This window comes from Sphingobacterium griseoflavum, from assembly GCF_014653155.1.
GTDB classification, from domain to species: Bacteria; Bacteroidota; Bacteroidia; order Sphingobacteriales; family Sphingobacteriaceae; genus Sphingobacterium; species Sphingobacterium griseoflavum.
In genome coordinates, this window is sequence record NZ_BNAF01000006.1 from 261,798 (window position 1) to 285,443 (window position 23,646).

The following is a 23,646-nucleotide window of genomic DNA, read 5'->3' on the forward strand; positions in this document are numbered from 1 at the left end:
TCTTTAATTTTTGTCCTTTCGGAAGGCTTATGTTAGTCCTTCCGCGATGAATTGTCTAAGCCCCTACCAGTGAGATGCTGTAATTCATCGATTCGCTTTGCTGCCTCGGCTTTTGTTAGATCTGTTGCAAAAGGGACACCTGCTTCATCGGATAATGTTTTCAAATAGGAAGACTGTGCACCGGTCATCGGTTCGTCTCCTGTTGTCCACTCATCGGGATTTTTTTGAAGGTTGGAGTTTACCTGCCCATCGCGCTCGGTTACTTCCTTCTTTCCATTATTTTCTTCCATGATATCTTGTTTATCTTACGAACCGCTAAGACCTATAAATAGTTTTGAGCTAAAGATGCTGGCAAGGAATAGGATCAGACAACATTGCGCTGCGCGGCAGAAAATATGTAGATCAGCTCAAACCGATTTGCGTTATCAATGGTTTATACTACAAATCACCGTAATTTTCATGAGGAAAAGCAGTACATTCATCCAGTTGGCCATCGTTGGTGGTGGTCCGATGGGATTGTTGTTGATCCAGCGCTTATTGGATCATTTTGAGGGCAACTTATCGATCGACGTGTTCGAAAGGGAAGCTACAGTCGGTGCAGGCATGCCATACAGCCAACTTGGTGCCGCAGACGAACATATCGCCAATGTTTCTGCAAATGAACTGCCAGCAGTCCTTCGCTCGATAGAAACGTGGGTGAATAAGCAGGAAAAAACCATGCTGGACCGCTTTTCAGTAAGTGCAGAGGAATTTAACGCGTATAAAGCATTGCCAAGATTGTTTTTAGGGTCCTATCTATCCGACGAATTTGCTAGACTTGCTCATCGCTGCGCGGCAAAGGGGTTTGATATAAAGATCCACTATCAGTGTGAAGTGATTGATATCATTGATCTACCTGCCAGCTCGAGCGTGACGATTGTCCATACAAATGGCCGCACCATTGTTGACAAGGCGATTATATGTTCAGGACATTTCTGGCCTAAGCACAATGAAGGTCGTGTCGAAGGTTATTTCGATTCTCCCTATCCACCAGCAAAATTAAACGGTAAAAATAACTATGCCATAGCGATACGTGGTGCATCGTTGACAGCTATCGATGCTGTCCGTACCTTGGCAAGAAACAACGGTTACTTTTATGAAACAACTGCCGGTTCGATTGCCTATAGACGTAACCCCGATAGTGAGGAGTTTAGATTGGTGATGCATGCTCGAAATGGCTTGCTGCCCGCCGTTCGGTTTCATCTAGAAGATGCCCAACTGGGCAGAGGCGAATTGTTGTCCATGGAGGAGATCGAGCAAATCAAATCCGAAAATGAAGGTTTCATACCCCTGGATTATCTCTATGAGCATGTCTTCTTGGACCGCATAAACAAGTACGGCTCAGCTATGAAAGACACGGTCAACGCGCTGACCATGGAAGAATTTGTAGAAAAGATGATGGAATATAGGGAAGATATCGATCCATTTGAGTTGCTGGAGCAAGAATATCGCGAAGCGGCGCGCTCCATCCGCAATAGAACATCCATATATTGGAAAGAGATGTTGGCCGTGCTGAGCTATACGATGAACTACCCTGCGAAATACTTCTCTGCAGAAGATATGTTAAGGCTTCAGAAAACACTCAAGCCTCTGATCAGTATCGTCATTGCCTTTGTGCCACAGCAATCTGTGGAAGAACTATTGGCGCTTCACCAGGCAGGCGTACTATCGCTACAGGAGGTAGGCGAAGAGAGCAAAGTGGAGCCTCTTGAAACCGGAGGGGTGCGCTATCACTATACGGATCAATCTGGTCAGCAGGTGTCCGATAGGTATACGATGTTCGTCGACTGTGTGGGACAACCTATGTTGTCAATGTCTGATCTGCCATTTGAAAGTTTGAAGAAATCCGAGACGGTTGCGCCCGCCATGGTCAAATTCCGTTCTCAGCTGAATGGAGCGGAAGCGTATGCGAATGGTATAAAAGGTGTGGGAAAAGGTCAAGATGGCAATTTCTACATGCAGTTGCCCGGGCTGGCCATTAACGACTATTTTCAGCTTACTGACGTATACGGACGAGTTAATGAAAGACTTTACATGCTTGCTGTACCGTTCATTGGAGGATTTAATCCGGATTATTCCGGTTTAGACTTTACGGAGGAAGCTAGTATGCGCGTTGTAGAGGCGCTTGGCATGCAAATATAATAAACTATGGAAAGCGCGATAAATAGGCCGCATGATAACTGATAATCTGTAGGATCAACGTCTTTGCGGGGCAATCTGCATTTGAAGAAATCTTTTTTATCCTATCTCCGTTATTAATAAAACAAAAGGATATGTGGATCTTATGGGCGGTCATGGCCGCTATTTCGGCTGCGCTGGTTATCGTATTGACCAAAGCCGGCCTAAAGAATGTAGACTCAAGCCTGGCATTCGCGATACAAGCCGTGCTGATCTTAATGATTACTTGGTCTGTGGTACTCATTCAAGGAAATTTTTATGCATGGAAAACCATCGATAGGAACGCCTGGATCTTTCTTCTAGCAGCTGGTGTATGCACCACCCTGTCAACCCTATTTTCGTATAAAGCACTGTCGATGGGGCCTGCCTCTTACGTCGCAACCATAGAGCGGACGTCGTTGGTTATAGCCATTATACTGGCTATCATTTTTTTGAAGGAGAGAGTGACTTGGCAAATTGTGGTAGGAGGAACGGTGATGATAGCGGGCGCCGTTTTAATAGCGCTTTCTGAAAAAAACGCATAGGTGCCGATTTCTAACAAAATTTATAGGAATATAGAGTTTATCACAGTGTAAAGATTTACCTAATCAATGTTAAAAAAAATAACTTATTTAAAGTCCGTATATTAAATATATTTTACATACATTTGTATACGATCAGGCTCTGCCGATGCTTTCTGAAACTGTTTAGTTTTATACTTTCTCTCTCAGCGTTCGCTTTTTCAGCTCCTTATTTTTCGTGATGGTTTGGATACCGGTTTGCTCTTTGGGTGAAGCGGGATTAAAATACAAATTGCTTAATAAATGTTGTGCATCAACATCCGGCATATGTCCAAAGCGAATACAAACAAAATTCAATACAATACATAATTAATATAATACAAAATGCAAGAAGGAACAGTAAAATTCTTTAACGTAACCAAGGGTTTCGGTTTTATTACACCACAGAATGGCGGCGATGATGTTTTCGTACATATATCAGGTTTGATCAATGATGTAAGAGAAAATGACAATGTCACATTCGATATAGAGAATGGCAAAAAAGGTGTTAACGCCATTAATGTCCGCGTAGCTTAAGATTGTGGAAATTTGATTTCCCATGTGTGATAACAATCATGCGGCAATTGGTGTAATCCTTTGCCGCATTTTTATTTTTAATAAATGGGAAATATGCGAAGTTAATCCACCATCGATTTCTTGCGAATATTGTTTATTATTTCCTTTGCTAAAAATAAAGAAGTCTGGTCAACCTGTCCCTCGGCTGTCGTTTCCGTCGGTTTTTGCTTTAAATACCGGTGTATCACCCGACCTGTCAAGCTCATTACCCAATCAGAAAATGTCTGTTTCGTATCTTGAAAATTGCTTAGATTTTCCCATATTTCAGCGATCACCATTTTGAAGACTTCATCGGTATGGTGCTCAACGAGCATACATTTTTGTATGAAATGGAATATGGTCGGCCCATATCGATCATACAAAAGATCGAAACTCTTCCTGTCCCGACGAGCTAGTGCTGCCAAAAACTCTTTTTCTCCCGTATAATTTACTGATCCCATATGACAATAGTGGTGTTCTTTTATTTCAAAAAGGTTTATACATATCTTTTATAGAACCGAGATCCGAACAATTAGTTTTAACTATTTTTTATTGTGCAATATGGCGCTGCCTACAGAACGCTATAGGGTGAGTTGACGTTGAGTTTCCCTCATATCCTCAAAATATTCCAAGGCCATTACTTTTTTGAAAGTTTAACGGTTAAAAAGGCCTATCGTTGACCAATATTGCTAATTTGATAGCAAATGCTGATATTTGAGCCATCTAAATCTTATTAACTATTCTATGTTTCGAATAATACTTGCCGTATTGGCATCTGTGTGGATGTCGGCCGCTGTGGCTCAAGATTGTAATTGTCGCTCAAATTTAGACTGGATGAGGGAAACTTTCGAGAAAAATGATGCAGGCTTTCAACACATTTTGGATCGCAAAGGTAGCATGGCCTACGCAGCTCACAACGAAACATTGTCGCGACGGGCAGCTAAGATTACCGATTATGATGAATGCCAACAGCTTTTGGAAGATTGGCTCAAGTTTTTTCGGACGGATCATTTCCGTTTGACTAAAACCAAGGCTACACAAGCGAAGCAGGTTAGATCGAATATTTGGGAACCGCGCTTCATGACACAACCTATTGACACCGTAGAGTTTAAGGCCAACCTGGCAGGGGTAGGCAGTGACCTGAAAAACATCGAAGGAATATGGCAAAACAACGATATTACTGTTTTGGTAAAGCATATGCATACCGGTTACGAGGCTAGTATTTTAAAAGATATGGACGAATGGCGAGCGGGACAACTCTTGTTCCAGCTCGATGAAAAGTTGCAATCGGGTACCCGTTTTATGTCTACCTTTCGTCCTGTTCCTATTCAACGGATAAGGCTACTAGACAATAAGCTGCTACTAGTCGATCAACTAACCCTAAAACGCATCTACCCACATGCCCCTTTGGATACCAGTAGTGAAGAATTTTACCGACTGAAGAACTCCGACGCAACTTTCGCCTACAAGCGGGACGAACAAACAGTATACCTCCGCATTCCTTCTTTTTCGTTTAATAAAAGAGCTATCGATAGTGTGCTAAACGAGTTTGACCAAGTTATCCGTACATGTCCAAATCTAATCATTGACCTTCGCGACTGCCAAGGTGGACAAGATAACAACTTTGCTAAGCTGCTGCCATACCTGTCCACAGGCAGCACCCGAACCGTCATGGCAGAGGTGCGTTCCACCCAGCGGAATAATGAAATATGGGACAGTCTCATAAATGACCCAGAAACCGATGAAGAAGAAAAAGAATCGTATCGCGCGATACAAAACACGTTGAACGCCCACTTGGGCGAATTTGTCAATATATTCGGAAGAGATGTGGCCGTAACGAAAAAAGGAGAGGTATTGCCCAATCCAAAAAACGTCGGTATCATTATTCATGAAAACAATTTTAGTACAACGGAACAGTTTATTTTAGTAGCGAAACAAAGTCGTAAAGTGAAATTTTTCGGGAGAAAGACCGGCGGTGCGCTGGACGTTTCCAACATGGTAGAGGCTCGATCGCCCAGTGGAGATTTCATATTTGAATATTGCATCTCGCGCTCTTTGCGTATTCCTGAAATGGCTGTTGATGATTTAGGTATACATCCTGATTTTTATTTGGACAAAACTGTTGGTGAAAACAGATGGGTCGATTTCGTAAGCGACCGATTCCGGGAGTGGAGCGAAATGTAGGTTTTTTTTGCCATATTTCCTTTATTATTTGACCTTATTGTTTTTTTATGCTACCTTTGCAATCACAAAAAAACTAAAAGGGCACGAAAGGAGGTATATAAAGCACATGATTATCGTAAATGTAAAAGAAGGAGAATCTCTAGACAGAGCGTTGAAACGTTTCAAAAAGAAATTTGAAAAAACTGGTGTATTGCGCGAGCTACGTTCACGTCAAGCATACGAGAAAAGATCAGTTACTCGTCGTACCCAAGTTAAAAAAGCAATCTACAAACAGGGATTAAACCAAGACAACGGTTAATTTCGGTTTATATGATATAAGGAGAGGACTAGCAATAGTCCTCTTTTTTTGTATATGACCGGCAGGTTCTAGCATGTCGACCTGCTTTTTCTCGTTGGAAACCAATTTTTGCTGTATATTTAATCCCGTTAAATATATGGAACATTCACACGAAGTATCGACGACATCTAGGCTTCGAGCCATTGTTAGCGGCTCCATTGGCAATTTAGTGGAATGGTACGACTGGTATGCCTATTCTGCATTCTCGATTTATTTTGCACCGATTTTCTTTCCGGACAGCAGCCCCACGGCGCAGCTCTTAAACACGGCGGGTATATTTGCCGTCGGATTTCTGATGCGGCCTATAGGTGGTTGGCTATTTGGCAGCTTAGCCGACAAAGCCGGACGGAAATTCTCTATGACGATTTCTGTCTTGTTGATGTCCTTTGGTTCGCTGCTGATTGCGCTTACACCTTCCTACCAGTCTATAGGATTATTTGCACCCGCTCTTTTGTTGATCGCTCGCTTGTTGCAGGGATTGAGCGTTGGCGGCGAGTACGGTACCTCCGCAACCTATCTCAGTGAAATGGCCACTGCAAACAGGCGCGGCTTTTTCTCCAGTTTTCAATATGTCACGTTAATTGGTGGGCAGCTCATTGCATTGGGTATTCAACTCCTTCTGCAAAAGATGCTGCTCGATGAAGGGCAAATGAACGCATGGGGATGGCGTGTACCGTTCTTTATCGGAGCGGCACTATCGTTGGTTGCGCTATACTTGCGTAGCCATATGGCCGAAACCGAAGCGTTTAAGCAAAGTTCGTCGAACATGGCCAACAAGCCATCGAAAAAACATAGCGGCTCGGTGGCAGAGCTGCTGAAGCATCCGAAAGCCTTGATCACGGTCTTCGGCCTGACCTTGGGAGGAACAGTTGCCTTTTATACGTATTCTACCTATATGCAGAAGTACCTGATCAACACGGTCGGCTTTTCCAAAGAAGATTCTACGTTGATCACCTTTACCTCTTTACTGATCTTTGCCCTGCTGCAGCCACTATTTGGCTTGCTGTCCGATAGGATTGGCAGAAAGCCCCTGCTCATCGGCTTCGGTGTTTTGGGTAGCCTATGCACGGTGCCTATGCTCAGCAAGCTGGGTCAACTCGATAGCGCTACGGGTCTATGGACGGCCTTTCTGATTATTATGCTGGCATTGATCATTGTGAGCGGCTACACGGCGATTAATGCGGTCGTGAAGGCGGAGCTTTTTCCAACCAATATACGTGCGCTGGGAGTTGGATTACCCTACTCCCTTACCGTGGCTATATTTGGAGGTACGTGCGAATATGTAGCCTTATGGTTCAAGCATATAGGGCAGGAGCAGTATTTCTTCTATTACGTTACAGGCTGTATATTTATCTCCCTGTTGGTGTATTCCTTTATGAAGGACACCAAAAAAACATCATCTTTTCATTGATATATACCAAGAACATCGCTTATGAAATCGATTATTAAAGCTGCAGAACTTCAGGCGCTATATGGACAGGAAAACTTCGTGATTATTGATGCCACTTCCGGTGCGGAAGCAAGAAAGACGTACGAGTCTAGCCATTTATTGAACGGACTGTTTGTGGATCTCGATCGGGATTTATCTGCTGTGAACGATCCGCGGCTCGGGGGTAGGCATCCCTTACCTTCCGTCCCCGCATTTTCGGAAACACTTTCAACATTAGGGATAGACGCGGAGAGCCATATCGTGGTATATGATAGGCTAAATGCCGCTAATGCGGCGGCACGTTTTTGGTGGATGGCGCGGGCGGCAGGCGTTGACAAGGTACAGGTGTTGGATGGTGGCTTTCGAGCCGCTAGGGAAGCTGGTTTTCCGCTAAGTGAGGGCGAAGAACTTGTGCCAGAACCAACTAGATATAGGTTTGAACAGTGGCAATTACCGACGAAAGCATTAGAGGAGATAGACGCATGGACAATCCAAGACAGCAAGCTGATTATCGATGTGCGTGAAGCGGCACGCTACGAAGGCCTAACCGAACCGATTGACCTTATTGCCGGTCACATCCCTACGGCCATCAATGTTCCCTTTATGGGCAACCTAAATAGCGATGGGTTCTTCAAAGATCCGGAAATGCTTCGTCTGTTGTATGAGCCCATTCTTGGAAGGAGGGATGCCAAGGATATCGCGATACACTGTGGTTCGGGCGTTACCGCTTGCCACAGCATCTTAGCACTAGCGCATGCCGGATACGACATCCCGAACTTGTATGTAGGTTCGTGGAGCGAATGGTCAAGGAATGATTTACCAAGACAACCTAAAGACTAAGGCAACAATGCGTTATATATACTAGCTAATAAATCCCTTCACATATTGCTGGGTGATTTCGTTTTGTGGGTTCAGCAGTACATCTTCCGTTTTTCCGAACTCGACCACCTCACCATTGTAGACGAACAGGATATAGTCGGATACGCGCCGTGCTTGTCTTAAAATATGCGTGACAAGCACAATGGTATAATCTTTCTTCAGTTCGATCAACAGGTTTTCGATAGTCTGCGTGGATATGGGATCTAAGGCCGAGGTAGACTCATCACCTAAGATGATTTCCGGTTGCACGGCCAACCCCCGCGCTAAGCACAGCCGTTGCTGCTGCCCAATAGATAATCGCGTTGCCGAAGCATCGAGGCGTTCTTTCACCTCTTCCCACAAGCCCACATTACGCAGTTGGGTTTCGACGATCTGTTTGAGCAATTTCTTGTTGCGCTCGCCATGTATACGCGGTCCATAGGCCACATTCTCGAAGATCGACATAGGCAGTGGAAATGGCTTTTGTGATAGTAAACCCATTTTTTTGCGAATATGGGTTACCTCGGCATCCTTCGCATAAATATCTTCACCGTTCACCAACACCGATCCGGAAATTTCAACCCCCTTGGTGTCATCTACCAAGCGATTCAGTGTTTTCAATAAGGTAGTCTTCCCGCAACCGGAGGGCCCGATAATCGACGTAACCGAATTATTCGGAATCGAAAGATTGATATTTTTTAGTATTCGCTTTCCTTCAATGGTAACATTCAGATCTTTAATCTGTATATGTGGCGTGGCCAAAGCGACTAAATCTTGTGTTTCTGCTGTTTGGATGCTAGTAGATGCGTGCATATAACGATGATTAAAATAATAAATGTTAAAACGAGAGCAGAAGCGTAGGCCCGTCCCTGCACTTCAGGAATAGGACTGCTTAGCTGAAAGAAAATGGCTAGGGGAAGCGTGGCCGAAGGTTCGTCGATATACTTGGGCAGGTTATCGCTAAAGCCAGTGGTCAATAATACACCGGCAACATCACCTATCGCTCGGCCAAATGCCAGCAATATAGCGGTGAAAATACCTGGACGAATATAGCGTAAGAACATCTTCGCAGTCTCCCAACGTGTGCTGCCCAAGGAAAAAGTCACATGTTGTAAATCAATTGGAATAGTCTTCAATAGCTCATCGATCGTGCGCACGACGATGGGAATGGTCAGCAAGGTGATGGTGATGATACCACCCAGTAGGGAAGCCCGTATCCCGATCCAAACCATGATGCTGAATGCAATCGCGCCATATACAATGGAGGGAATACCAAAAAGCACGTCGAAAAGCAGTTTGCAGGCCCGCTCTAGGAAAGAACCGCTCTTCACATACATATTGAGGTAGATCGAAATAGGAATACCAATGAGGGTTGCTAAGGCGGTAGAAACCGTGGCAAGGTACAAGGAGCCTAATATAGCGTTAAAGATACCACCTTCCTTGCCAATGTAGAAGCCACCTTGTGGACTTTGCGACACCATTTCCCAAGAAAGGTAGGGTAGACCTTTGTATAGGATGGTGCCCACGATAAAAAACAAGGAGCCGGTGATCGCCATGCCCGACAGTTGCATCGCTATTTTAGCGATCTTCTCCTTGCGTAATCTACTTTTCACATTACTCATTGTGCTTTTTCCTCCAATCTGTTTAATATGATGCGTGATAACAAGTTGAATCCGAATATAAGTACGAACAGGAGCAACGCCGCAAACATCAGGGCAGAGTCGTATAGCGGAATGGACATCATCTCGCCAAAGTTATTGGCAATAAGGGCTGGCAGTGGATACCCTGCATCAAACAGGGAGCTTGGTAGCTGTGGAATATTTCCACAAACCATCAGTACCGCCACCGTTTCACCAAAAGCCCGCGATACCCCAAGCACGATAGCCGCAAGGATGCCCGGCTTTGCCTTCACCAGTATGACTTTGGTAATGGTTTCCCATTTGGTGGCTCCCAGCGACAGCGAAGCAGCTTTCAACTCCTGCGGAATGGTTTGCAACACCTCCACCATGATGCTGATCATGATGGGAAAGATCATCACCGCCAAAACAATACCCCCAGCAAACACCGTGTATCCTGTGGTATTTACGCCAAGCAGCGGCGCAATGTAGTCGCTCAATATCGGCACCACGAATAGCACGCCCCATACCCCATAAAGTACTGGCGGGATAGCCGCCAACACATTCATTAAGGGAAGTACCATTTTGCGCAAGGCCTCGCTGGCATATTCCACCAAATACACGGAGGCGAGTACACATAGCGGCACGGCAATAATCAAAGAAATCATGGTCACCCAAATGGTTCCCATGATAAAGGGCAGGAATCCAAAATTCCCTTTCAATGGTGACCACACACTGTCTGTCAACACCGTTAATAAACTCTCGGCCCGAAGTAGGGGCACTGATTTCATAGTCAGGCCGATCAAGATCAAAAAGATCACGACGACAGATGATAGTAGTAGAAGAGCAAAACTTCGTTCGGCTAACTTGTCCTTAATCAATCTCCAGTTCACGTGCTTACAATTTTTTTAGTTCCTTTTCCTTCAACTCTTCGTTCAACGGGACGTAACCATTTTCCAAAAGGTAGCCCTGCTGCTGTTTATCCAATACAAAGCGGATGAACTCGCTGAGTAACTTTGTTCTTTTATCGCTACGGATCACAAATGTCAAATCCCGCGCAGGCGGAGATGGATATCGATTCGTGGCCACGGCCGACGTTAAGGAATCGAGGTTGTCGTAAAAATTTTCTTCGGCAGCAATCCTTCCGTCCGCGTTGATATCTATTGGTACCACCGCAATACCCTGTGCCGTAGATTTGCTCTTCAGATCGAACACATAGTTGATATTATTAAATCCTATCGCCAAGGGCTTATCCTTAATGGCCTGTGCCAAACCCGGATCTCCAAAAATCCCGACGCCTTTTAATCCTTCCTGACGCTCACCCAAAAACTTGGCCCAAGTTTCTGCCGCTCCGGCTGCATCCGACCGCACGTATACCTCAATAGGTTCTTTAACGAAACGCGCATCAATATCACTCCATAAGCGGTACTTTTTTTCGACAAAGACACCAATCAACTCTTCCTGCGTAAGCCCGCGCTGCAGCAGCAGATCATGGTTGGGATGCACTTTGTTGAAAGTGCCTACGACAGCATCCTTGGCAACATGCACCGGAAATGCACCCCGAGCAAGCTCCTGCTCGTGCAGGTCACGTGATACCAGGCCGATATCGACCATATTAGACAGTACGTCGGAAATACCTTTACCGGCTCCGCCTGCTGAAATATTGAAACGTACGTTGGGATGTATCTTTTTAAAATCCTCGCTCCATAAAACGACAATGGGATACAAAGCAAACGCGCCCGAAATCGATATCGTTCCGATAAAACCTGTTTTTTCATCGTACCCTTCCTTCACCTTTGGGGCACAGGATACGGCGATAAACAACAATAATAGATTGTAACTTAAATATTTACGTATGTGCACTTATCTCTTCTTTTGTTTGAGCAATTGATTATTTTTACAAATATATACTAAATTGATAGATAATCTGTGGTAAGTAGATAATTATTTTATAACTTTGTCTTCAAGTTATTGAAAAGAACTCAGTAATATCTACTGATGATTGCCAAAATCTTAAAAGAGAAGAGAAGACAGTATGCAGAGTTTCCGCACAGAATTAGAAAATCCAGTTGTAGAACACGAGATAATAGAGCTGGAGAAAAAAATAAGGGCCTTTCAGGGCGGAGAGATCCCTGAAGAGAAATTCCGTTCGTTACGGCTTGCCCGTGGTGTATATGGGCAGCGGCAAAGTGGTGTACAAATGGTGCGCATCAAACTGCCTTTTGGCCGTATTACCTTCAAGCAAATGTTGAAAATTGCCGACATATCTGATCAGTATGCTAGCAAGAACCTGCATTTGACCACGCGACAGGATATTCAAATTCACTATGTGAGCCTCGACAAAACACCAGAAGTATGGGCCAAGTTGGCCGAAGACGACATGACGCTTCGCGAAGCTTGTGGCAACACGGTGCGCAATGTCACGGCTTCACCCGCTTCGGGCATTGATCCGAACGAACCCTTCGATGTGTCGCCTTACGCGCAAAGCACCTTTGCCTATTTCCTGCGCAACCCCTTTTGTGCAGAGATGGGCCGCAAAATCAAGATGTCGTTCTCATCCAGCGACAAAGACACCGCCTTTTCTTATATACACGATTTTGGCTTTATTCCTAAGGTCAAGATGGTTGATGGCGAAGAGAAGCGGGGTTTTAAAGTGATGATGGCCGGCGGACTGGGTTCGCAGCCTTTTCTTGCCAGTCCTATATTTGACTTTTTGCCGGAGGACGATGTCCTGCCTTATATAGAATCTGCCTTGCGGGTATTTGACCGCTATGGCGAACGCAACAACCGGAACAAGGCACGCTTTAAGTATTTGGTACAAAAGCTTGGCCTAGAGGAAGTCTTGCGCCTGATCGATGAGGAGCGTACTGCAAACAAGATAAAAACATACCGTGTAGACCGCGACCTCATTCCGCAACCGGAAGCGCCAACAGCGGTGGTAACACCGGCAGAGCCAGTGGATCAGCTCGCTTTCGAACTATGGAAGGCTACCAATACCTTCGAGCAAAAGCAAAAAGGATATTATGGGGTGTATGTGAAGATACTAACCGGCGATATCCCTACCGATAAAGCGCGCATGCTGGTAAGTGGTGTTCAGGGACATATTGCCGATGACATCCGCATCACGCAAGATCAAAATTTGCTATTCAAATATGTACGTCCGGAATCCTTGCCTCATATCTTTAATGTATTGACGGAACTAGGCTATGCCAAACCCGGATATAACAGTACATCAGACGTGACGACATGCCCCGGAACGGATACCTGTAACCTCGGTATTTCAAACTCTACAGAGATGGCGCGCGTCCTGGAGAAGTACATCCATGAATTTCACCAGGATTTTATCTACGAGCAACACCTAAAGATCAAGATCTCCGGCTGTATGAATTCCTGCGGCCAGCATGGATTGGCGCATATCGGTTTTCACGGCAGCTCGGTGAAAGCAGCCGGCAAAGTGGTGCCAGCAGCGCAGGTGATGCTAGGCGGCGGAACCGTTGGCAATGGCGTAGGCCGTGTGGCCGAGCGCGTGATCAAGGTGCCCACCAAGCGTGTACTCAACGTAGTGGACCTTGTGCTGACCGACTACAAAGCAAACCGCCAGCAGGATGAGAATTTCCACGCATACTATGACCGGCAAACCAAGGATTATTTCTACCGTATGCTGAAGCCTTTATCGGACCTGACGACACTTTCTGATGATGAATTTATCGACTGGGGACATGAGGAAAGCTTTGCTACGGCAATTGGTGTAGGTGAATGTGCCGGTGTAGTCATTGACTTGGTGGCCACACTTTTGTTGGAAGCCGAAGAGAAGGTGGACCTGGCCAATAAAGCCTTTGAGGAAGAGCAGTATGCCGATGCCATTTATCATGCTTACAGCTCCTTTGTGTGGACAGCAAAAGCATTGCTGTTGGACAAAGGGATCAACGCTAGCAGCCAGGCGGCAGTGATTCAGGAATTTGATAAACATTACGTGGAAAGTGGTATATTCGAGTTCCCGACTTCATTCGGCGAGCGTGTGCTGCAGATCAATAAAATCGAACCTTCGCATCAGTTTGCTGAGCTGTTTATTAAACAGGCGGCAGCTTTTCACTATGAAGGTGCGAGCAGACGAGAAGACCTACGGGTAACTACTTAAAAGAGAGAGGAGAGATCAATGCAAGTTAAACCATTTATAACGCTTGTGGGAGCAGGGCCGGGGGATCCGGATTTGATTACCCTGAAGGCGGTAAAAGCTATACAAGTGGCCGACGTCATCCTTTACGATGCCTTGGTCAATGAAGAACTATTGGACTACGCAAAACCCAGTTGCACCAAAATATATGTAGGCAAACGCGCCGAACGTATATCCACCTCGCAGGATTACATCAATAAACTATTGGTGGACTATGCCTTGACACACGGCCATGTGGTACGTTTAAAAGGGGGAGATCCCTTTGTTTTTGGTCGCGGTGGCGAGGAGCTCGATTACGCACGCCAGTTTGATATCCCGACAGCGGTGGTGCCGGGCATATCCTCGTCGGTGGGATTAACCGGTTTGCAGCAGATTCCGCTAACCTATCGCGGCATCAGTGAGAGCTTTTGGGTGATCACGGGCGCTACGTCCGACGGACAGCTGTCTGCCGATCTGCAAACAGCCGCACAGACCAGCGCCACCGTGGTGGTGTTGATGGGCTACGCAAAATTAGCGCAAATCGTCGCCCTGTACAAGCAGCAAGGTAAAGGAAATCTACCCATTGCCTTGATCCAAAACGGCTCGCTGCCTACCGAGCGTATCGCTTTGGGTCGCATCAATACCATATTGGACGAGGCCAAACGAAAGGAAGTGGGTGTACCAGCTATCATCGTCTTAGGAGAGGTGGTTACCAAACACCATGCTTTTGAACGCCTGAAAGAAGAACTTAAAACCATCGCGCAATAGGTATGAACGAGCTGTTCCCCATATATGTGAAGCTTCACCAACTGCAGACGCTGCTGGTTGGTGGCGGTCCTGTAGGCTTGGAAAAGCTGCAAGCGCTGCTGGGCAACTCGCCAGCCGCAAAAGTACATCTTGTGGCCGAACAGGTAGATAAGGAGGTGATTGAACTCGTCGCCGCCTATCCGGATGTGCAGGTTTCACAGCGATCTTTTGTGGATAGCGATTTGGATCGCGTGGATTTGGTGGTACTGGCGACCAACAATCCGGTGTTAAATGAATCCATCCGCAAGAAAACCAGCGAGCGGAATATCTTGCTCAACGTAGCAGATAAGCCTAGCTTATGCGACTTTTACTTAGGCTCGGTAGTGCGAAAGGGCAACCTCAAGATTGGCATATCCACCAATGGCAAGTCGCCAACCATCGCCAAGCGCCTGAAGGAGTTTTTGGACGAGCTGCTGCCTGAGGAAATCGATGAAACGCTTACCTTAATGGGCGAGCTGCGCAACGGTCTGAAAGGCGACTTTCACGAAAAGGTTCGTTTGCTAAATGCACATACCAAGAATATGTTGAGAAAGGAGCCGCATGATAGCACAAATTAAACAAGATATTGAAGGGCTAGAAGCGATCGACATCATCCGCTATGTTGAGCAAAAATATGGTAGCGACGCGGTCTTTTCTACCTCTTTTGGTATAGAAGACCAGGTGATTACGCACCTACTGGCGCAAGCTAAAAGCACAGCCAGCATTTTTACATTGGAAACAGGGCGTCTCTTTCCGGAAACCTACTACGTATGGAACCGTACCCTAGAGCGCTACAAATTGCCTATCAAGGCCTACTATCCGAATACCCAAGCGGTTGAAGAGCTGCTTTCCACAAAGGGGCCTTCCAGTTTTTACGAGTCCGTCGAGAACCGTAAGGAATGCTGCTTTATTCGAAAGATTGAACCCCTGCAGCGGGCCATCAAAGGCTTTGAGATCTGGATCACGGGGATTCGTGCCGATCAATCGGCCAACCGGGAGGATATGTCGGCCGTAGAATGGGATGAAGCCAATCATATCATCAAGATACATCCCTTGTTTTACTGGACGCTCGCTGATGTGGAGCAGTTTTTAAAGGCAAATGGCGTTCCCTACAATCCGCTGCACGACAAGGGCTTTCCAAGCATCGGCTGCCAGCCCTGCACACGTGCGATACAGCCGGGCGAAGATTTTCGTGCCGGTCGCTGGTGGTGGGAAGACAAGAGTAAAAAAGAATGTGGTTTACATGTTACAACGAAATAAAGAGAGAATGGATTATTTAGATCATTTAGAAGCTGAAGCCATATATATCCTCCGTGAGGTTGCCGCACAGTTCGAACATCCGGCACTGTTGTTCTCGGGAGGAAAGGACTCCATTACCTTGGTGCACTTGGCCAAGAAGGCTTTCCGCCCAGGCAAGTTTCCTTTTCCTTTGGTGCATATCGATACGGGGCACAACTTCCCCGAAACGATCGCCTACCGAGACTGGCTGATCGAGCAAACGGGTGAAAAGCTTATCGTGGGCTTGGTGCAGGATAGCATCGACCAAGGAAAGGTAGTGGAGCAGAAAGGTAAAAATGCTAGCCGAAATGCGCTGCAAACGGTGACGCTCTTGGAGACCATCGAAAAAAATGGTTTTGATGCCTGTATCGGTGGTGCAAGACGCGACGAGGAAAAAGCGCGTGCCAAAGAACGTATCTTTTCCGTGCGCGATGAGTTCGGGCAGTGGGATCCCAAGCGTCAACGCCCCGAGCTATGGAACATCTTCAATGGCAAGATTCACAAGGGGGAGAATGTACGCGTATTTCCAATCTCCAACTGGACGGAACTGGATGTGTGGAACTATATCAAGCGCGAAAAGATTGCCCTTCCTTCCATCTATTTTAGTCACGAGCGTGATGTGGTATTCCGCAACGGACAATGGATGGCAGCCGCACCTTTCCTGCAGATTGATGAGGAAGATATCGTTGAACATAAATCTGTTAGATTCAGAACAGTAGGTGATATGACCTGTACCGCCGCCGTAGATTCTATTGCCGTCGAATTGGACGATATCATCGCAGAAATCAAAGCATCTACCGTAAGCGAACGTGGCGCCAGAATGGACGATAAGGTCTCGGAAGCAGCCATGGAGGAACGTAAAAAACAGGGATATTTTTAATTGGTAATGCGTAGTGCGTATCGTGTATAGAGATTGTATACGCAATACGCATTACGCAATACCCACTACCAGTAACAAAATGAATATACTAAAGTTTATAACAGCAGGTTCGGTGGACGATGGCAAAAGCACATTGATCGGTCGCCTGCTATACGATACCAATTCCATTCTCGACGACCAGCTGGAGGCTATAAAAAAAGCGAATAGAAAGAACAACGACGGCACCGTCGATTTAGCGATCTTAACAGATGGGCTGAAGGCCGAACGGGAGCAGGGTATCACCATTGATGTAGCCTACAAATATTTTCAGACAGAGCGCCGCAAGTTTATTATCGCTGATGCACCGGGACATATCCAATATACCCGCAATATGGTGACGGGCGCATCAAACTCGGATTTGATCATTATCCTGATCGATGCCCGTAAAGGTGTGATTGAACAAACCAAGCGCCATTCTTTTTTAGCGAAGCTGCTCGCGCTTAAGAAGGTATTGGTATGTGTGAACAAGATGGATATGGTCGACTTTGACCAGTCGGTTTATGAAAATATCAAGATCGACTACCTCGCGCTGGCTAGCAGACTGGGCTTGGAACATGTAGACTTCCTGCCGGTGTCAGCGCTAAAAGGTGATAATATTGTCCATGCTTCACAAAGAATGTCTTGGTATCCGGGTGTATCCTTATTGGATTACCTAGAGACGGTAGAGCTGGAAGATAACAAAGAGCAGCCATGGCGCTTTCCGGTACAGTGGGTGGTGCGTCCGCAAACCGACGAGCTGCATGACTACCGGGGCTATGCCGGGCGCGTGCTGGGAGAGGGGCTCAAGGTGGGCGAGGAGGTCATCGTTTTGCCGAGCGGTGCACGCAGCACCGTGAAAGCTATTGAGCTGGCAGAAAATCAATTGGAGGAAGCGCACGACGGCCAATCAATTATCGTCCACCTGAACGATGATGTGGATATTTCCAGAGGCGATTTTATCGTACCCAGCAATCGGCCGGCGCTTGCCGAACGTGCTTTTGATGCCAATATTTGTTGGTTCGACAGCAAATCGCTGGATGACAGCCAAGTATATCTATTGCAGAACCACAGCACGCTCACGAAGGTTAAAATTACCGATGTATTTTACAAATTTGATGTCAATAGCCAAGAGAAACTATTCGGAGAAGAAATCAAGCTAAACGACATCGGTAAAGTAAGCCTGAAAGCAGCTACTGATGTGGTCTTTGATAAACATGATGATTTCCCTGAAAACTCACGTGCTATTTTAATTGACCCACGTAGCAACTTAACGGTGGCCGCGCTGATGATTGAGAATATTGCTTAAGTAACTCGACGTTTTAATTAACGACTCAATAATATTAAGAAGCTATTTGGAAACAGATAGCTTTTTGTGTTATAGATTGCTAAAATATTTACAAAGCATATTGACCGCAATTATTCCCTCAGTCTATTTTTCAAATCCATTCTTGCGTGCAGCACCCTTACAATCTCAACTTCCTTTACTGCCAGCGTTCTGTAAAATACAATGTGCCTACCAACTTTAAAACCTAATATCTTTTTCGATATCTTTTCATAGCTTTTGCCTAAATCAGGGTTTTCTGCTATTTCCACAAAGGTCGAAATTATCAGCTCATAATACTTGTCGGCTTGGTTTTCCGACCACATTTCATAAGTATAATCCCAAATCCTGCTGAGATCTTCAACCGCCTTATTAGTCAATACATATTTAGCCATCTTTTTTCTTTGCGGATTTTAAGTTGGCTAAATGTTTTCTTGCATCAAAATTTTTAGCTACGCCGCTATTAATGCCTTCTTCAATGGCATTTTTAAGCCTTTGCACCTTGTTTTCTTCCTCTTCAAGCAGTCGTAGCCCTGCCCGAATTACTTCGCTTGCATTTTTGTATCTGCCGTCGGCAATGCTATGCTCAACAAAATCTTCGAAGTAATCGCCCAATGATACAGAGGTATTGCGTCCCATAACTTTTTCCTTTTTTTTTATTAAAGTTACCAAATTTTGGTATTTTTTTCAAATACTAATTATTTTGGGTTCAGTGGACAGCGCGCCATCGCTTGGAAGATAGTGATAAAAAATGCCTTAGTGTTATACAGCAACAGCACACTGCATGTTGACAACGTAATTTTGTTGCTGCGCAACGCATTGTCGTTGTTATACAGTAAGTTGTCGTTTAAATGCAAAATGGCAAATTCAGGCAATTATATAGCTGAAACCACCCCAAATACACGACCAGCATAATATATTATAATTTATATTATGTTAAATAAAGGATTGTGGAAATCCCCTCTTGCCACGTGGACACCACTCAATTGTGCGACTGTACGTCATTTAATTTTATGAAACATCAGTGAACATTATTCAAGGATCTTGATTTGGTAAAATGTATATTTGTTGCCTTCCTTTTCATTATATTCTTTTAGCAAACCAAAATACAGCGTTTGATCATCTGTCCAGAATTCTCGCTTGATCACGCAGAGCCATTTGTTCATGTTCGCTTCAAAATATTCATTTAATTCGAACGCTTTTTTAAGTAAATTTGAGGTACGGCAATCATGGTTTGTGTGTCTGTTGCTTGTTAAGATTTGCTACCATGCATGTGAACCAAATTCATGCCAGTTCAAAACAGGATCGATATACGGTATTGGCAATAAGAGCGCTCTTCGGAATAGCGCGCTATGGATAGCTCGAAAAGCCAAGTGTAAGCATTGTCGGGTGGGAATGGTTCACAAAGTGCTGACTGTGGTCGCTCCATTCGATGTTATTGCGTATATTGTAGCATATTTAAACAACATCAACAACATTTCGATATGCATACATTTTCAGTTAAGGCATTTGGAGCAACGGCTGCAGATGCGGATTTAAAATTGATGGAAATCCCACGTAGATGCGTTGCGGCAAAAGATGTCGAGATCGACATTCTTTACTGTGGCGTATGCCACTCTGATCTACACACGGCTCGCGACGAGTGGCATAACACGGTCTATCCAAATGTTCCCGGTCACGAAATCGTAGGCCGAGTAATTCAAGTTGGCCATGAAGCCACAAAATTTAAAGTGGGTGACTTGGCGGCTGTTGGCTGTATGGTGGATAGCTGTCGGGAATGTGAAAGTTGCAAAGACGGCCTAGAGCAATATTGTGAAAAGGGAAATATCAATACATACAACTCCCCTGACAGACATCTAAACCAACAGACTTTCGGTGGCTATGCGCAACGCATTGTCGTGGACGAAGATTTTGTCTTGCATGTTCCTGAAAACCTAGATCCCGCAGCTGCGGCGCCGTTGTTATGCGCAGGGATTACGACCTATTCCCCGCTACGCCATTGGAATGTCGGCCCCGGCAAAAGAGTGGGCATTGTGGGTATTGGTGGCTTGGGACATATGGGTGTTAAGTTAGCGAAGGCAATGGGCGCACATGTTGTCGTTATTACAACATCCTCAGGGAAAGTGGAAGATGCAAAACGCTTGGGCGCGGATGAGGTTATCCTATCGACAGATAACGTCCAGATGCGTGAGCATGCGGGTACGCTCCATTTTATTTTGGATTGCGTTTCTGCATCACATGATATCAATGCATATCTTCGTTTATTGAAGCGGGATGGCTCGCTTACCTTAGTAGGCGCTCCGGAACATCCGCTCCCTGTGGCCGCTTTTAGCCTTATTCCAGGGCGGAAAACTTTCGGAGGATCAATGATTGGCGGTATTCAAGAAACGCAAGAAATGCTGGATTTTTGCGGTAAGCACGATATTACTTCCGACATCGAACTGATCGATATGCAGGACATAAACAGCGCATATGATCGTTTACTGCAAAGTGATGTGAAGTATAGGTTTGTGATTGATATGTCTTCGCTCAAAGATCAGAGCTAATTGGTGGGGAATACCCTCCCCCTCCGACAGACTACAACTTCCGTTGTTTTTTTCTGTCTGACGGAGCAGCATAGTAAAGATTTATAATAACAATATCCATATACTAATTTATGCGTATCATAGCCGAGTTACCCCACCCCGATTGCAAGATCTCCATATTCTCCATGAATCAAAAGTTTATTATCAAATTTGAGCAAGGAAGTTTAGAACAGTCATACAAAATCGCTGAAACAGACGTCGTAGGGGGAGTCAACGGTGTTTTCGAATTGCTTGACGAGCCATTCATCGTATCCGTACTGGCCCAATTTACAGCCATGAGGTCGTCATTTTTTGATGCCTTTTCGCGGTATGATTAAGTAAACTAAAAAGTTTGTTAGATTCAATAAGCTATTGACAAACATTATGTTATAAACTTAATCAAAATGTATACCGAATTTTATTCGGCATACATTTTGATTATAACGATCTTCTAATGTGCTTCACCTAAAATAAAACATCATGCATTTATAAATAATATTTTCATTATCAACAACTTAAAAGTCTAATCAGAATATTATTCGGTAAGCATTTCCCGCAGCATATGGATACCTTCGCCAGCGTTGTATGGTATCTTATGAACTGCGCTGTCCACCGGTAAGGAAGCAGCCGCTGGGTCTATCAAATAGACCTCACACCCAGGCTTTGTTTCATCGATTAAGCTGGCAGCTGGGTACACTTGCAAAGAAGTTCCAATGACCACGAAAATGTCGGCGGCGCGTGTTAACTGAATCGCACGTTCCAAATTAGGCACCGGTTCTCCGAACCATACCACGTGCGGCCTTAATTGAGATCCCAACTCGCACGTATCACCAAGCGCTAAGCATGGTTCATTCATTGTGTAAATAAACCTAGGGTTTAGGGTTGACTGTGCTTTCCGGATTTCGCCGTGTAAATGTAAAACGTTGGAACTTCCTGCTCGTTCATGCAGATCGTCTATGTTTTGCGTGATGATCTGGACATCTAGTTGCTTTTCCAAATCGTATAGCGCTTTGTGGGCTGCATTAGGTTCTGCAGCAATACATTGTTTACGACGAAGGTTATAGAATTCCAGTACCTGTTTTGGATTGCGTTTCCAACCTTCCGGTGTGGCAACATCGGATATATCGTATCCCTCCCAAAGCCCGTCCGAACCTCTAAATGTCTTTAATCCGCTTTCCGCAGAGATGCCTGCACCTGTAAAAACAACAAGTTTCTTCATATATTCCTTATATGGATTTTATAGTACGGTAAAGATAAGGTATTTTGGCCTGAGGTGATAGCGGCCTTGGAACGAGCGACGGCCTGATAAAACGCGTAAAGTCCGTCGGGGACGAACCGACGGACTTTACAGCATGCGACCCGGTTTTTCTTGGTTGCTAACTACTTTACAATATGGCGGTGTTCGATAACCGTGACATTTTTCTCGATATCTTCCACACCCTGGTTTATCGCACCTTTAATTGGGCAGCTGCCTGTAATGCCACGCGTTAACAAGGCGCTTCCAAGCGTCAGCCCGGAAATAGCGGTTAGCGGACTTCTGAAAACACGCTTCACACTGAAGGCTAAGATAAAACCACCTGCCACAACGGATAATACACGTTCTGAATCCGATATCTCACCATGAGCACAGGTTTCGTCAATTTTCTCTTTTACTTTATTGAAAGCTAGATCTACAATTCCCATAACATTTGTTTTTTACATAGAACATCAAGTTGTTTCAAAATGTTTTCCAGTATTTGCAATACCTCGATTTTTTTCGTAAATAGAGCGATAAATTTTTTCATTATGAACGTAGAGGACATCCGCGTAACAAAGTATTCAGGTGAGGTAGTACCCTTTAATTCCGATAGCTTACGGCAATCGTTGATACGTTCCGGTGCCGCGAAAGAAGAGGTTGAGCGAGTTTACCGCGATATTCAAGGGCATTTGTACGATGGAATCACTACCCGCGAGCTCTATGAGTTGGCCTTCGATTGTTTGAAAGTCCAGCAAAGGGCCTACGCTGCGCGATATAGTTTAAAAAAGGCGCTTCGCGAGCTAGGCCCTGAAGGCTTTTATTTCGAACGCTGGATCGCCAAGCTATTTGCTTCAGACGGTTATGCCACGACAACGAGCCAAATCGTACAAGGACATGCGGTTACGCACGAGATCGATGTGGTAGCAAGCAAAGAAAACGAACTATTGGCTATCGAGTGTAAATTCCGAAATGACGTAGAAACCAAAATATCAGTTACAACGCCGATGTATGTGTTGTCTCGAGTGAACGATATCCGTCATATTCCGTTCTCGTTCTTTGGACGAACACTCAAATTCTCCGAAGGTTGGTTAGTGACAAACGCATATTTGACAGCTGATGCCAAATCTTTCGGAACATATTATAAGCTGAACCTCCTTTCTTGGGACTATCCTGCTGAAGGAAGTATCAAAACGCGCGTCGATGACAACGGGTTGTATCCGATCACCTGCCTAACGACCTTGAAAGCCGAGGAAAAAGCGATATTATTAAAGCATGCATGCATTTTGGTAAGAGAATTGATAGCTATCCCTAAGTTTTTGGAGGATTTGAACGTAGATGATGTCAGGGCAAGTCAGATTATGCAAGAGGCGGAAGATCTCGTGCGCAGTCCGGTCCGTGTCGAATAATCTTTCTACCTGTCGTTTCGCGGAAAGGTCATATACATTTAACAACTTTTTACCAAAATTTATTAAATAGGCGCGAAATTTGCGACACTGTATTTGGAATGCTCAAGAAATGTAGTTACATTATCTGAATTATAAATTTTTAAACAATCAAGTTATGAGAAAAGTGGGGTTTTTAATTCTATTTAGTTATTTAACAATTGCTGCGCAAGCTCAGACCGATGATATGGCAGCACCGTCGCATGAAACCTCGCCCACTGCAGCTATTATC

At 45.0% G+C, this 23,646-nt stretch carries 26 protein-coding genes; 16 read left to right on the top strand and 10 right to left on the bottom strand.

Annotated elements, in window-relative coordinates; translation table 11 throughout:
- Positions 1-32: 32 nt before the first annotated feature.
- The gene (locus IE165_RS09820) at positions 33-290 is read right to left on the bottom strand and encodes a DUF3072 domain-containing protein (RefSeq protein WP_189626434.1); all 258 of its coding nucleotides are present in this window, start codon (positions 288-290) and stop codon (positions 33-35) included.
- 169 nt (positions 291-459) lie between these two features.
- Between IE165_RS09820 and IE165_RS09825 the strand changes: the two genes are divergently transcribed.
- From IE165_RS09825 to IE165_RS09835, 3 genes are all read left to right on the top strand, one after another.
- Positions 460-2,181, top strand: a complete 1,722-nt coding sequence (locus tag IE165_RS09825) for an FAD/NAD(P)-binding protein (RefSeq protein WP_189626435.1) — start codon at positions 460-462, stop codon at positions 2,179-2,181.
- Between the two features lie 131 nt (positions 2,182-2,312).
- Positions 2,313-2,741, top strand: coding sequence for an EamA family transporter (locus IE165_RS09830; protein ID WP_189626436.1), 429 nt, complete (start codon positions 2,313-2,315; stop codon positions 2,739-2,741).
- A 360-nt stretch (positions 2,742-3,101) separates the two neighbouring features.
- Complete coding sequence (locus tag IE165_RS09835; protein ID WP_189626437.1) at positions 3,102-3,293, top strand: cold-shock protein; 192 nt, start codon at positions 3,102-3,104, stop codon at positions 3,291-3,293.
- A gap of 101 nt (positions 3,294-3,394) precedes the next feature.
- Here IE165_RS09835 and IE165_RS09840 read toward each other — a convergent pair whose 3' ends face one another.
- Positions 3,395-3,772: an RNA polymerase sigma factor gene (locus IE165_RS09840; protein WP_189626438.1), complete on the bottom strand. Its 378-nt coding sequence runs from the start codon at positions 3,770-3,772 to the stop codon at positions 3,395-3,397.
- A gap of 373 nt (positions 3,773-4,145) precedes the next feature.
- Between IE165_RS09840 and IE165_RS09845 the strand changes: the two genes are divergently transcribed.
- The 4 genes from IE165_RS09845 (at position 4,146) to IE165_RS09860 (ending at position 8,101) form a co-directional block, all read left to right on the top strand.
- On the top strand, positions 4,146-5,495 hold the full coding sequence (locus IE165_RS09845; protein WP_189626439.1) for a S41 family peptidase: 1,350 nt from the start codon (positions 4,146-4,148) through the stop codon (positions 5,493-5,495).
- 106 nt (positions 5,496-5,601) lie between these two features.
- A complete protein-coding gene (gene rpsU, locus IE165_RS09850; RefSeq protein ID WP_189626440.1) occupies positions 5,602-5,793 on the top strand; it encodes a 30S ribosomal protein S21 in 192 nt (63 codons plus the stop codon).
- 136 nt (positions 5,794-5,929) lie between these two features.
- Positions 5,930-7,243: an MFS transporter gene (locus tag IE165_RS09855; protein WP_189626441.1), complete on the top strand. Its 1,314-nt coding sequence runs from the start codon at positions 5,930-5,932 to the stop codon at positions 7,241-7,243.
- A gap of 21 nt (positions 7,244-7,264) precedes the next feature.
- Positions 7,265-8,101: a sulfurtransferase gene (locus tag IE165_RS09860; protein WP_189626442.1), complete on the top strand. Its 837-nt coding sequence runs from the start codon at positions 7,265-7,267 to the stop codon at positions 8,099-8,101.
- A gap of 21 nt (positions 8,102-8,122) precedes the next feature.
- On the opposite strand, the gene IE165_RS09865 is transcribed toward IE165_RS09860, so the two are convergent.
- The 4 genes from IE165_RS09865 to IE165_RS09880 are packed head-to-tail and all read right to left on the bottom strand — an operon-like array spanning position 8,123 to position 11,598.
- Entirely contained in the window at positions 8,123-8,932 is an 810-nt protein-coding gene (locus IE165_RS09865; protein ID WP_189626443.1) for a phosphate ABC transporter ATP-binding protein, read from the bottom strand.
- The gene (locus IE165_RS09870) at positions 8,887-9,741 is read right to left on the bottom strand and encodes a PstA family ABC transporter permease (protein WP_189626444.1); all 855 of its coding nucleotides are present in this window, start codon (positions 9,739-9,741) and stop codon (positions 8,887-8,889) included. Before IE165_RS09870 ends, IE165_RS09865 begins: the two co-directional genes overlap by 46 nt.
- Positions 9,738-10,628 carry a phosphate ABC transporter permease subunit PstC gene (gene pstC / locus IE165_RS09875; protein ID WP_189626445.1) on the bottom strand — a complete coding sequence of 297 codons (891 nt, stop codon included), beginning with the start codon at positions 10,626-10,628 and terminating at the stop codon, positions 9,738-9,740. The genes IE165_RS09870 and pstC overlap by 4 nt, the downstream gene beginning before the upstream one ends.
- A 4-nt stretch (positions 10,629-10,632) precedes the next feature.
- Positions 10,633-11,598 (bottom strand): PstS family phosphate ABC transporter substrate-binding protein, encoded by a 966-nt coding sequence (locus tag IE165_RS09880; RefSeq protein WP_229826493.1) that lies wholly within the window; start codon positions 11,596-11,598, stop codon positions 10,633-10,635.
- A gap of 172 nt (positions 11,599-11,770) precedes the next feature.
- Between IE165_RS09880 and IE165_RS09885 the strand changes: the two genes are divergently transcribed.
- From IE165_RS09885 to IE165_RS09910, 6 genes are all read left to right on the top strand, one after another.
- Positions 11,771-13,873 carry a ferredoxin-like domain-containing protein gene (locus tag IE165_RS09885; RefSeq protein ID WP_189626446.1) on the top strand — a complete coding sequence of 701 codons (2,103 nt, stop codon included), beginning with the start codon at positions 11,771-11,773 and terminating at the stop codon, positions 13,871-13,873.
- Between the two features lie 18 nt (positions 13,874-13,891).
- On the top strand, positions 13,892-14,656 hold the full coding sequence (gene cobA, locus IE165_RS09890) for a uroporphyrinogen-III C-methyltransferase (protein WP_189626447.1): 765 nt from the start codon (positions 13,892-13,894) through the stop codon (positions 14,654-14,656).
- A gap of 2 nt (positions 14,657-14,658) precedes the next feature.
- The gene (locus IE165_RS09895; protein ID WP_189626448.1) at positions 14,659-15,252 is read left to right on the top strand and encodes a precorrin-2 dehydrogenase/sirohydrochlorin ferrochelatase family protein; all 594 of its coding nucleotides are present in this window, start codon (positions 14,659-14,661) and stop codon (positions 15,250-15,252) included.
- Positions 15,236-15,934 carry a phosphoadenylyl-sulfate reductase gene (locus IE165_RS09900; RefSeq protein ID WP_189626449.1) on the top strand — a complete coding sequence of 233 codons (699 nt, stop codon included), beginning with the start codon at positions 15,236-15,238 and terminating at the stop codon, positions 15,932-15,934. Before IE165_RS09895 ends, IE165_RS09900 begins: the two co-directional genes overlap by 17 nt.
- Before the next feature lie 7 nt (positions 15,935-15,941).
- On the top strand, positions 15,942-16,832 hold the full coding sequence (cysD, locus tag IE165_RS09905) for a sulfate adenylyltransferase subunit CysD (protein WP_229826498.1): 891 nt from the start codon (positions 15,942-15,944) through the stop codon (positions 16,830-16,832).
- A 79-nt stretch (positions 16,833-16,911) separates the two neighbouring features.
- Positions 16,912-18,156, top strand: coding sequence for a sulfate adenylyltransferase subunit 1 (locus tag IE165_RS09910; RefSeq protein WP_189626451.1), 1,245 nt, complete (start codon positions 16,912-16,914; stop codon positions 18,154-18,156).
- A gap of 110 nt (positions 18,157-18,266) precedes the next feature.
- Here the strand turns inward: IE165_RS09910 and IE165_RS09915 are convergent, their stop codons facing one another.
- Together IE165_RS09915 and IE165_RS09920 are read right to left on the bottom strand one after the other, a co-directional pair.
- Positions 18,267-18,566: a type II toxin-antitoxin system RelE/ParE family toxin gene (locus IE165_RS09915; protein WP_189626452.1), complete on the bottom strand. Its 300-nt coding sequence runs from the start codon at positions 18,564-18,566 to the stop codon at positions 18,267-18,269.
- Positions 18,559-18,843: a type II toxin-antitoxin system ParD family antitoxin gene (locus IE165_RS09920; protein WP_229826494.1), complete on the bottom strand. Its 285-nt coding sequence runs from the start codon at positions 18,841-18,843 to the stop codon at positions 18,559-18,561. The genes IE165_RS09915 and IE165_RS09920 overlap by 8 nt, the downstream gene beginning before the upstream one ends.
- Positions 18,844-19,655: 812 nt before the next feature.
- Between IE165_RS09920 and IE165_RS09925 the strand changes: the two genes are divergently transcribed.
- Positions 19,656-20,717, top strand: a complete 1,062-nt coding sequence (locus IE165_RS09925) for an NAD(P)-dependent alcohol dehydrogenase (RefSeq protein WP_189626453.1) — start codon at positions 19,656-19,658, stop codon at positions 20,715-20,717.
- A gap of 110 nt (positions 20,718-20,827) precedes the next feature.
- A complete protein-coding gene (locus tag IE165_RS09930) occupies positions 20,828-21,073 on the top strand; it encodes a hypothetical protein (protein ID WP_189626454.1) in 246 nt (81 codons plus the stop codon).
- A gap of 197 nt (positions 21,074-21,270) precedes the next feature.
- Here IE165_RS09930 and IE165_RS09935 read toward each other — a convergent pair whose 3' ends face one another.
- Both IE165_RS09935 and IE165_RS09940 read right to left on the bottom strand, forming a co-directional pair.
- Entirely contained in the window at positions 21,271-21,954 is a 684-nt protein-coding gene (locus IE165_RS09935; RefSeq protein WP_189626455.1) for an SIR2 family NAD-dependent protein deacylase, read from the bottom strand.
- Between the two features lie 161 nt (positions 21,955-22,115).
- A complete protein-coding gene (locus tag IE165_RS09940; RefSeq protein WP_189626456.1) occupies positions 22,116-22,418 on the bottom strand; it encodes a YgaP family membrane protein in 303 nt (100 codons plus the stop codon).
- Positions 22,419-22,520: 102 nt separating this feature from the next.
- On the opposite strand from IE165_RS09940, the gene IE165_RS09945 reads away from it, so the two are divergent.
- Positions 22,521-23,378, top strand: a complete 858-nt coding sequence (locus tag IE165_RS09945; RefSeq protein ID WP_229826495.1) for an ATP cone domain-containing protein — start codon at positions 22,521-22,523, stop codon at positions 23,376-23,378.
- Positions 23,379-23,646: the final 268 nt, after the last annotated feature.

What these genes read in the sequence shown, in the direction of transcription:
- IE165_RS09820 (WP_189626434.1), bottom strand. Translation starts at nt 290, where the DNA reads ATGGAAGAAAATAATGGAAAGAAGGAAGTAACCGAGCGCGATGGGCAG.
- IE165_RS09825 (WP_189626435.1), top strand. Translation starts at nt 460, where the DNA reads ATGAGGAAAAGCAGTACATTCATCCAGTTGGCCATCGTTGGTGGTGGT.
- IE165_RS09830 (WP_189626436.1), top strand. Translation starts at nt 2,313, where the DNA reads ATGTGGATCTTATGGGCGGTCATGGCCGCTATTTCGGCTGCGCTGGTT.
- IE165_RS09835 (WP_189626437.1), top strand. Translation starts at nt 3,102, where the DNA reads ATGCAAGAAGGAACAGTAAAATTCTTTAACGTAACCAAGGGTTTCGGT.
- IE165_RS09840 (WP_189626438.1), bottom strand. Translation starts at nt 3,772, where the DNA reads ATGGGATCAGTAAATTATACGGGAGAAAAAGAGTTTTTGGCAGCACTA.
- IE165_RS09845 (WP_189626439.1), top strand. Translation starts at nt 4,146, where the DNA reads ATGAGGGAAACTTTCGAGAAAAATGATGCAGGCTTTCAACACATTTTG.
- rpsU (WP_189626440.1), top strand. Translation starts at nt 5,602, where the DNA reads ATGATTATCGTAAATGTAAAAGAAGGAGAATCTCTAGACAGAGCGTTG.
- IE165_RS09855 (WP_189626441.1), top strand. Translation starts at nt 5,930, where the DNA reads ATGGAACATTCACACGAAGTATCGACGACATCTAGGCTTCGAGCCATT.
- IE165_RS09860 (WP_189626442.1), top strand. Translation starts at nt 7,265, where the DNA reads ATGAAATCGATTATTAAAGCTGCAGAACTTCAGGCGCTATATGGACAG.
- IE165_RS09865 (WP_189626443.1), bottom strand. Translation starts at nt 8,932, where the DNA reads ATGCACGCATCTACTAGCATCCAAACAGCAGAAACACAAGATTTAGTC.
- IE165_RS09870 (WP_189626444.1), bottom strand. Translation starts at nt 9,741, where the DNA reads ATGAGTAATGTGAAAAGTAGATTACGCAAGGAGAAGATCGCTAAAATA.
- IE165_RS09885 (WP_189626446.1), top strand. Translation starts at nt 11,771, where the DNA reads ATGCAGAGTTTCCGCACAGAATTAGAAAATCCAGTTGTAGAACACGAG.
- cobA (WP_189626447.1), top strand. Translation starts at nt 13,892, where the DNA reads ATGCAAGTTAAACCATTTATAACGCTTGTGGGAGCAGGGCCGGGGGAT.
- IE165_RS09895 (WP_189626448.1), top strand. Translation starts at nt 14,659, where the DNA reads ATGAACGAGCTGTTCCCCATATATGTGAAGCTTCACCAACTGCAGACG.
- IE165_RS09900 (WP_189626449.1), top strand. Translation starts at nt 15,236, where the DNA reads ATGATAGCACAAATTAAACAAGATATTGAAGGGCTAGAAGCGATCGAC.
- cysD (WP_229826498.1), top strand. Translation starts at nt 15,942, where the DNA reads ATGGATTATTTAGATCATTTAGAAGCTGAAGCCATATATATCCTCCGT.
- IE165_RS09910 (WP_189626451.1), top strand. Translation starts at nt 16,912, where the DNA reads ATGAATATACTAAAGTTTATAACAGCAGGTTCGGTGGACGATGGCAAA.
- IE165_RS09915 (WP_189626452.1), bottom strand. Translation starts at nt 18,566, where the DNA reads ATGGCTAAATATGTATTGACTAATAAGGCGGTTGAAGATCTCAGCAGG.
- IE165_RS09925 (WP_189626453.1), top strand. Translation starts at nt 19,656, where the DNA reads ATGCATACATTTTCAGTTAAGGCATTTGGAGCAACGGCTGCAGATGCG.
- IE165_RS09930 (WP_189626454.1), top strand. Translation starts at nt 20,828, where the DNA reads ATGCGTATCATAGCCGAGTTACCCCACCCCGATTGCAAGATCTCCATA.
- IE165_RS09935 (WP_189626455.1), bottom strand. Translation starts at nt 21,954, where the DNA reads ATGAAGAAACTTGTTGTTTTTACAGGTGCAGGCATCTCTGCGGAAAGC.
- IE165_RS09940 (WP_189626456.1), bottom strand. Translation starts at nt 22,418, where the DNA reads ATGGGAATTGTAGATCTAGCTTTCAATAAAGTAAAAGAGAAAATTGAC.
- IE165_RS09945 (WP_229826495.1), top strand. Translation starts at nt 22,521, where the DNA reads ATGAACGTAGAGGACATCCGCGTAACAAAGTATTCAGGTGAGGTAGTA.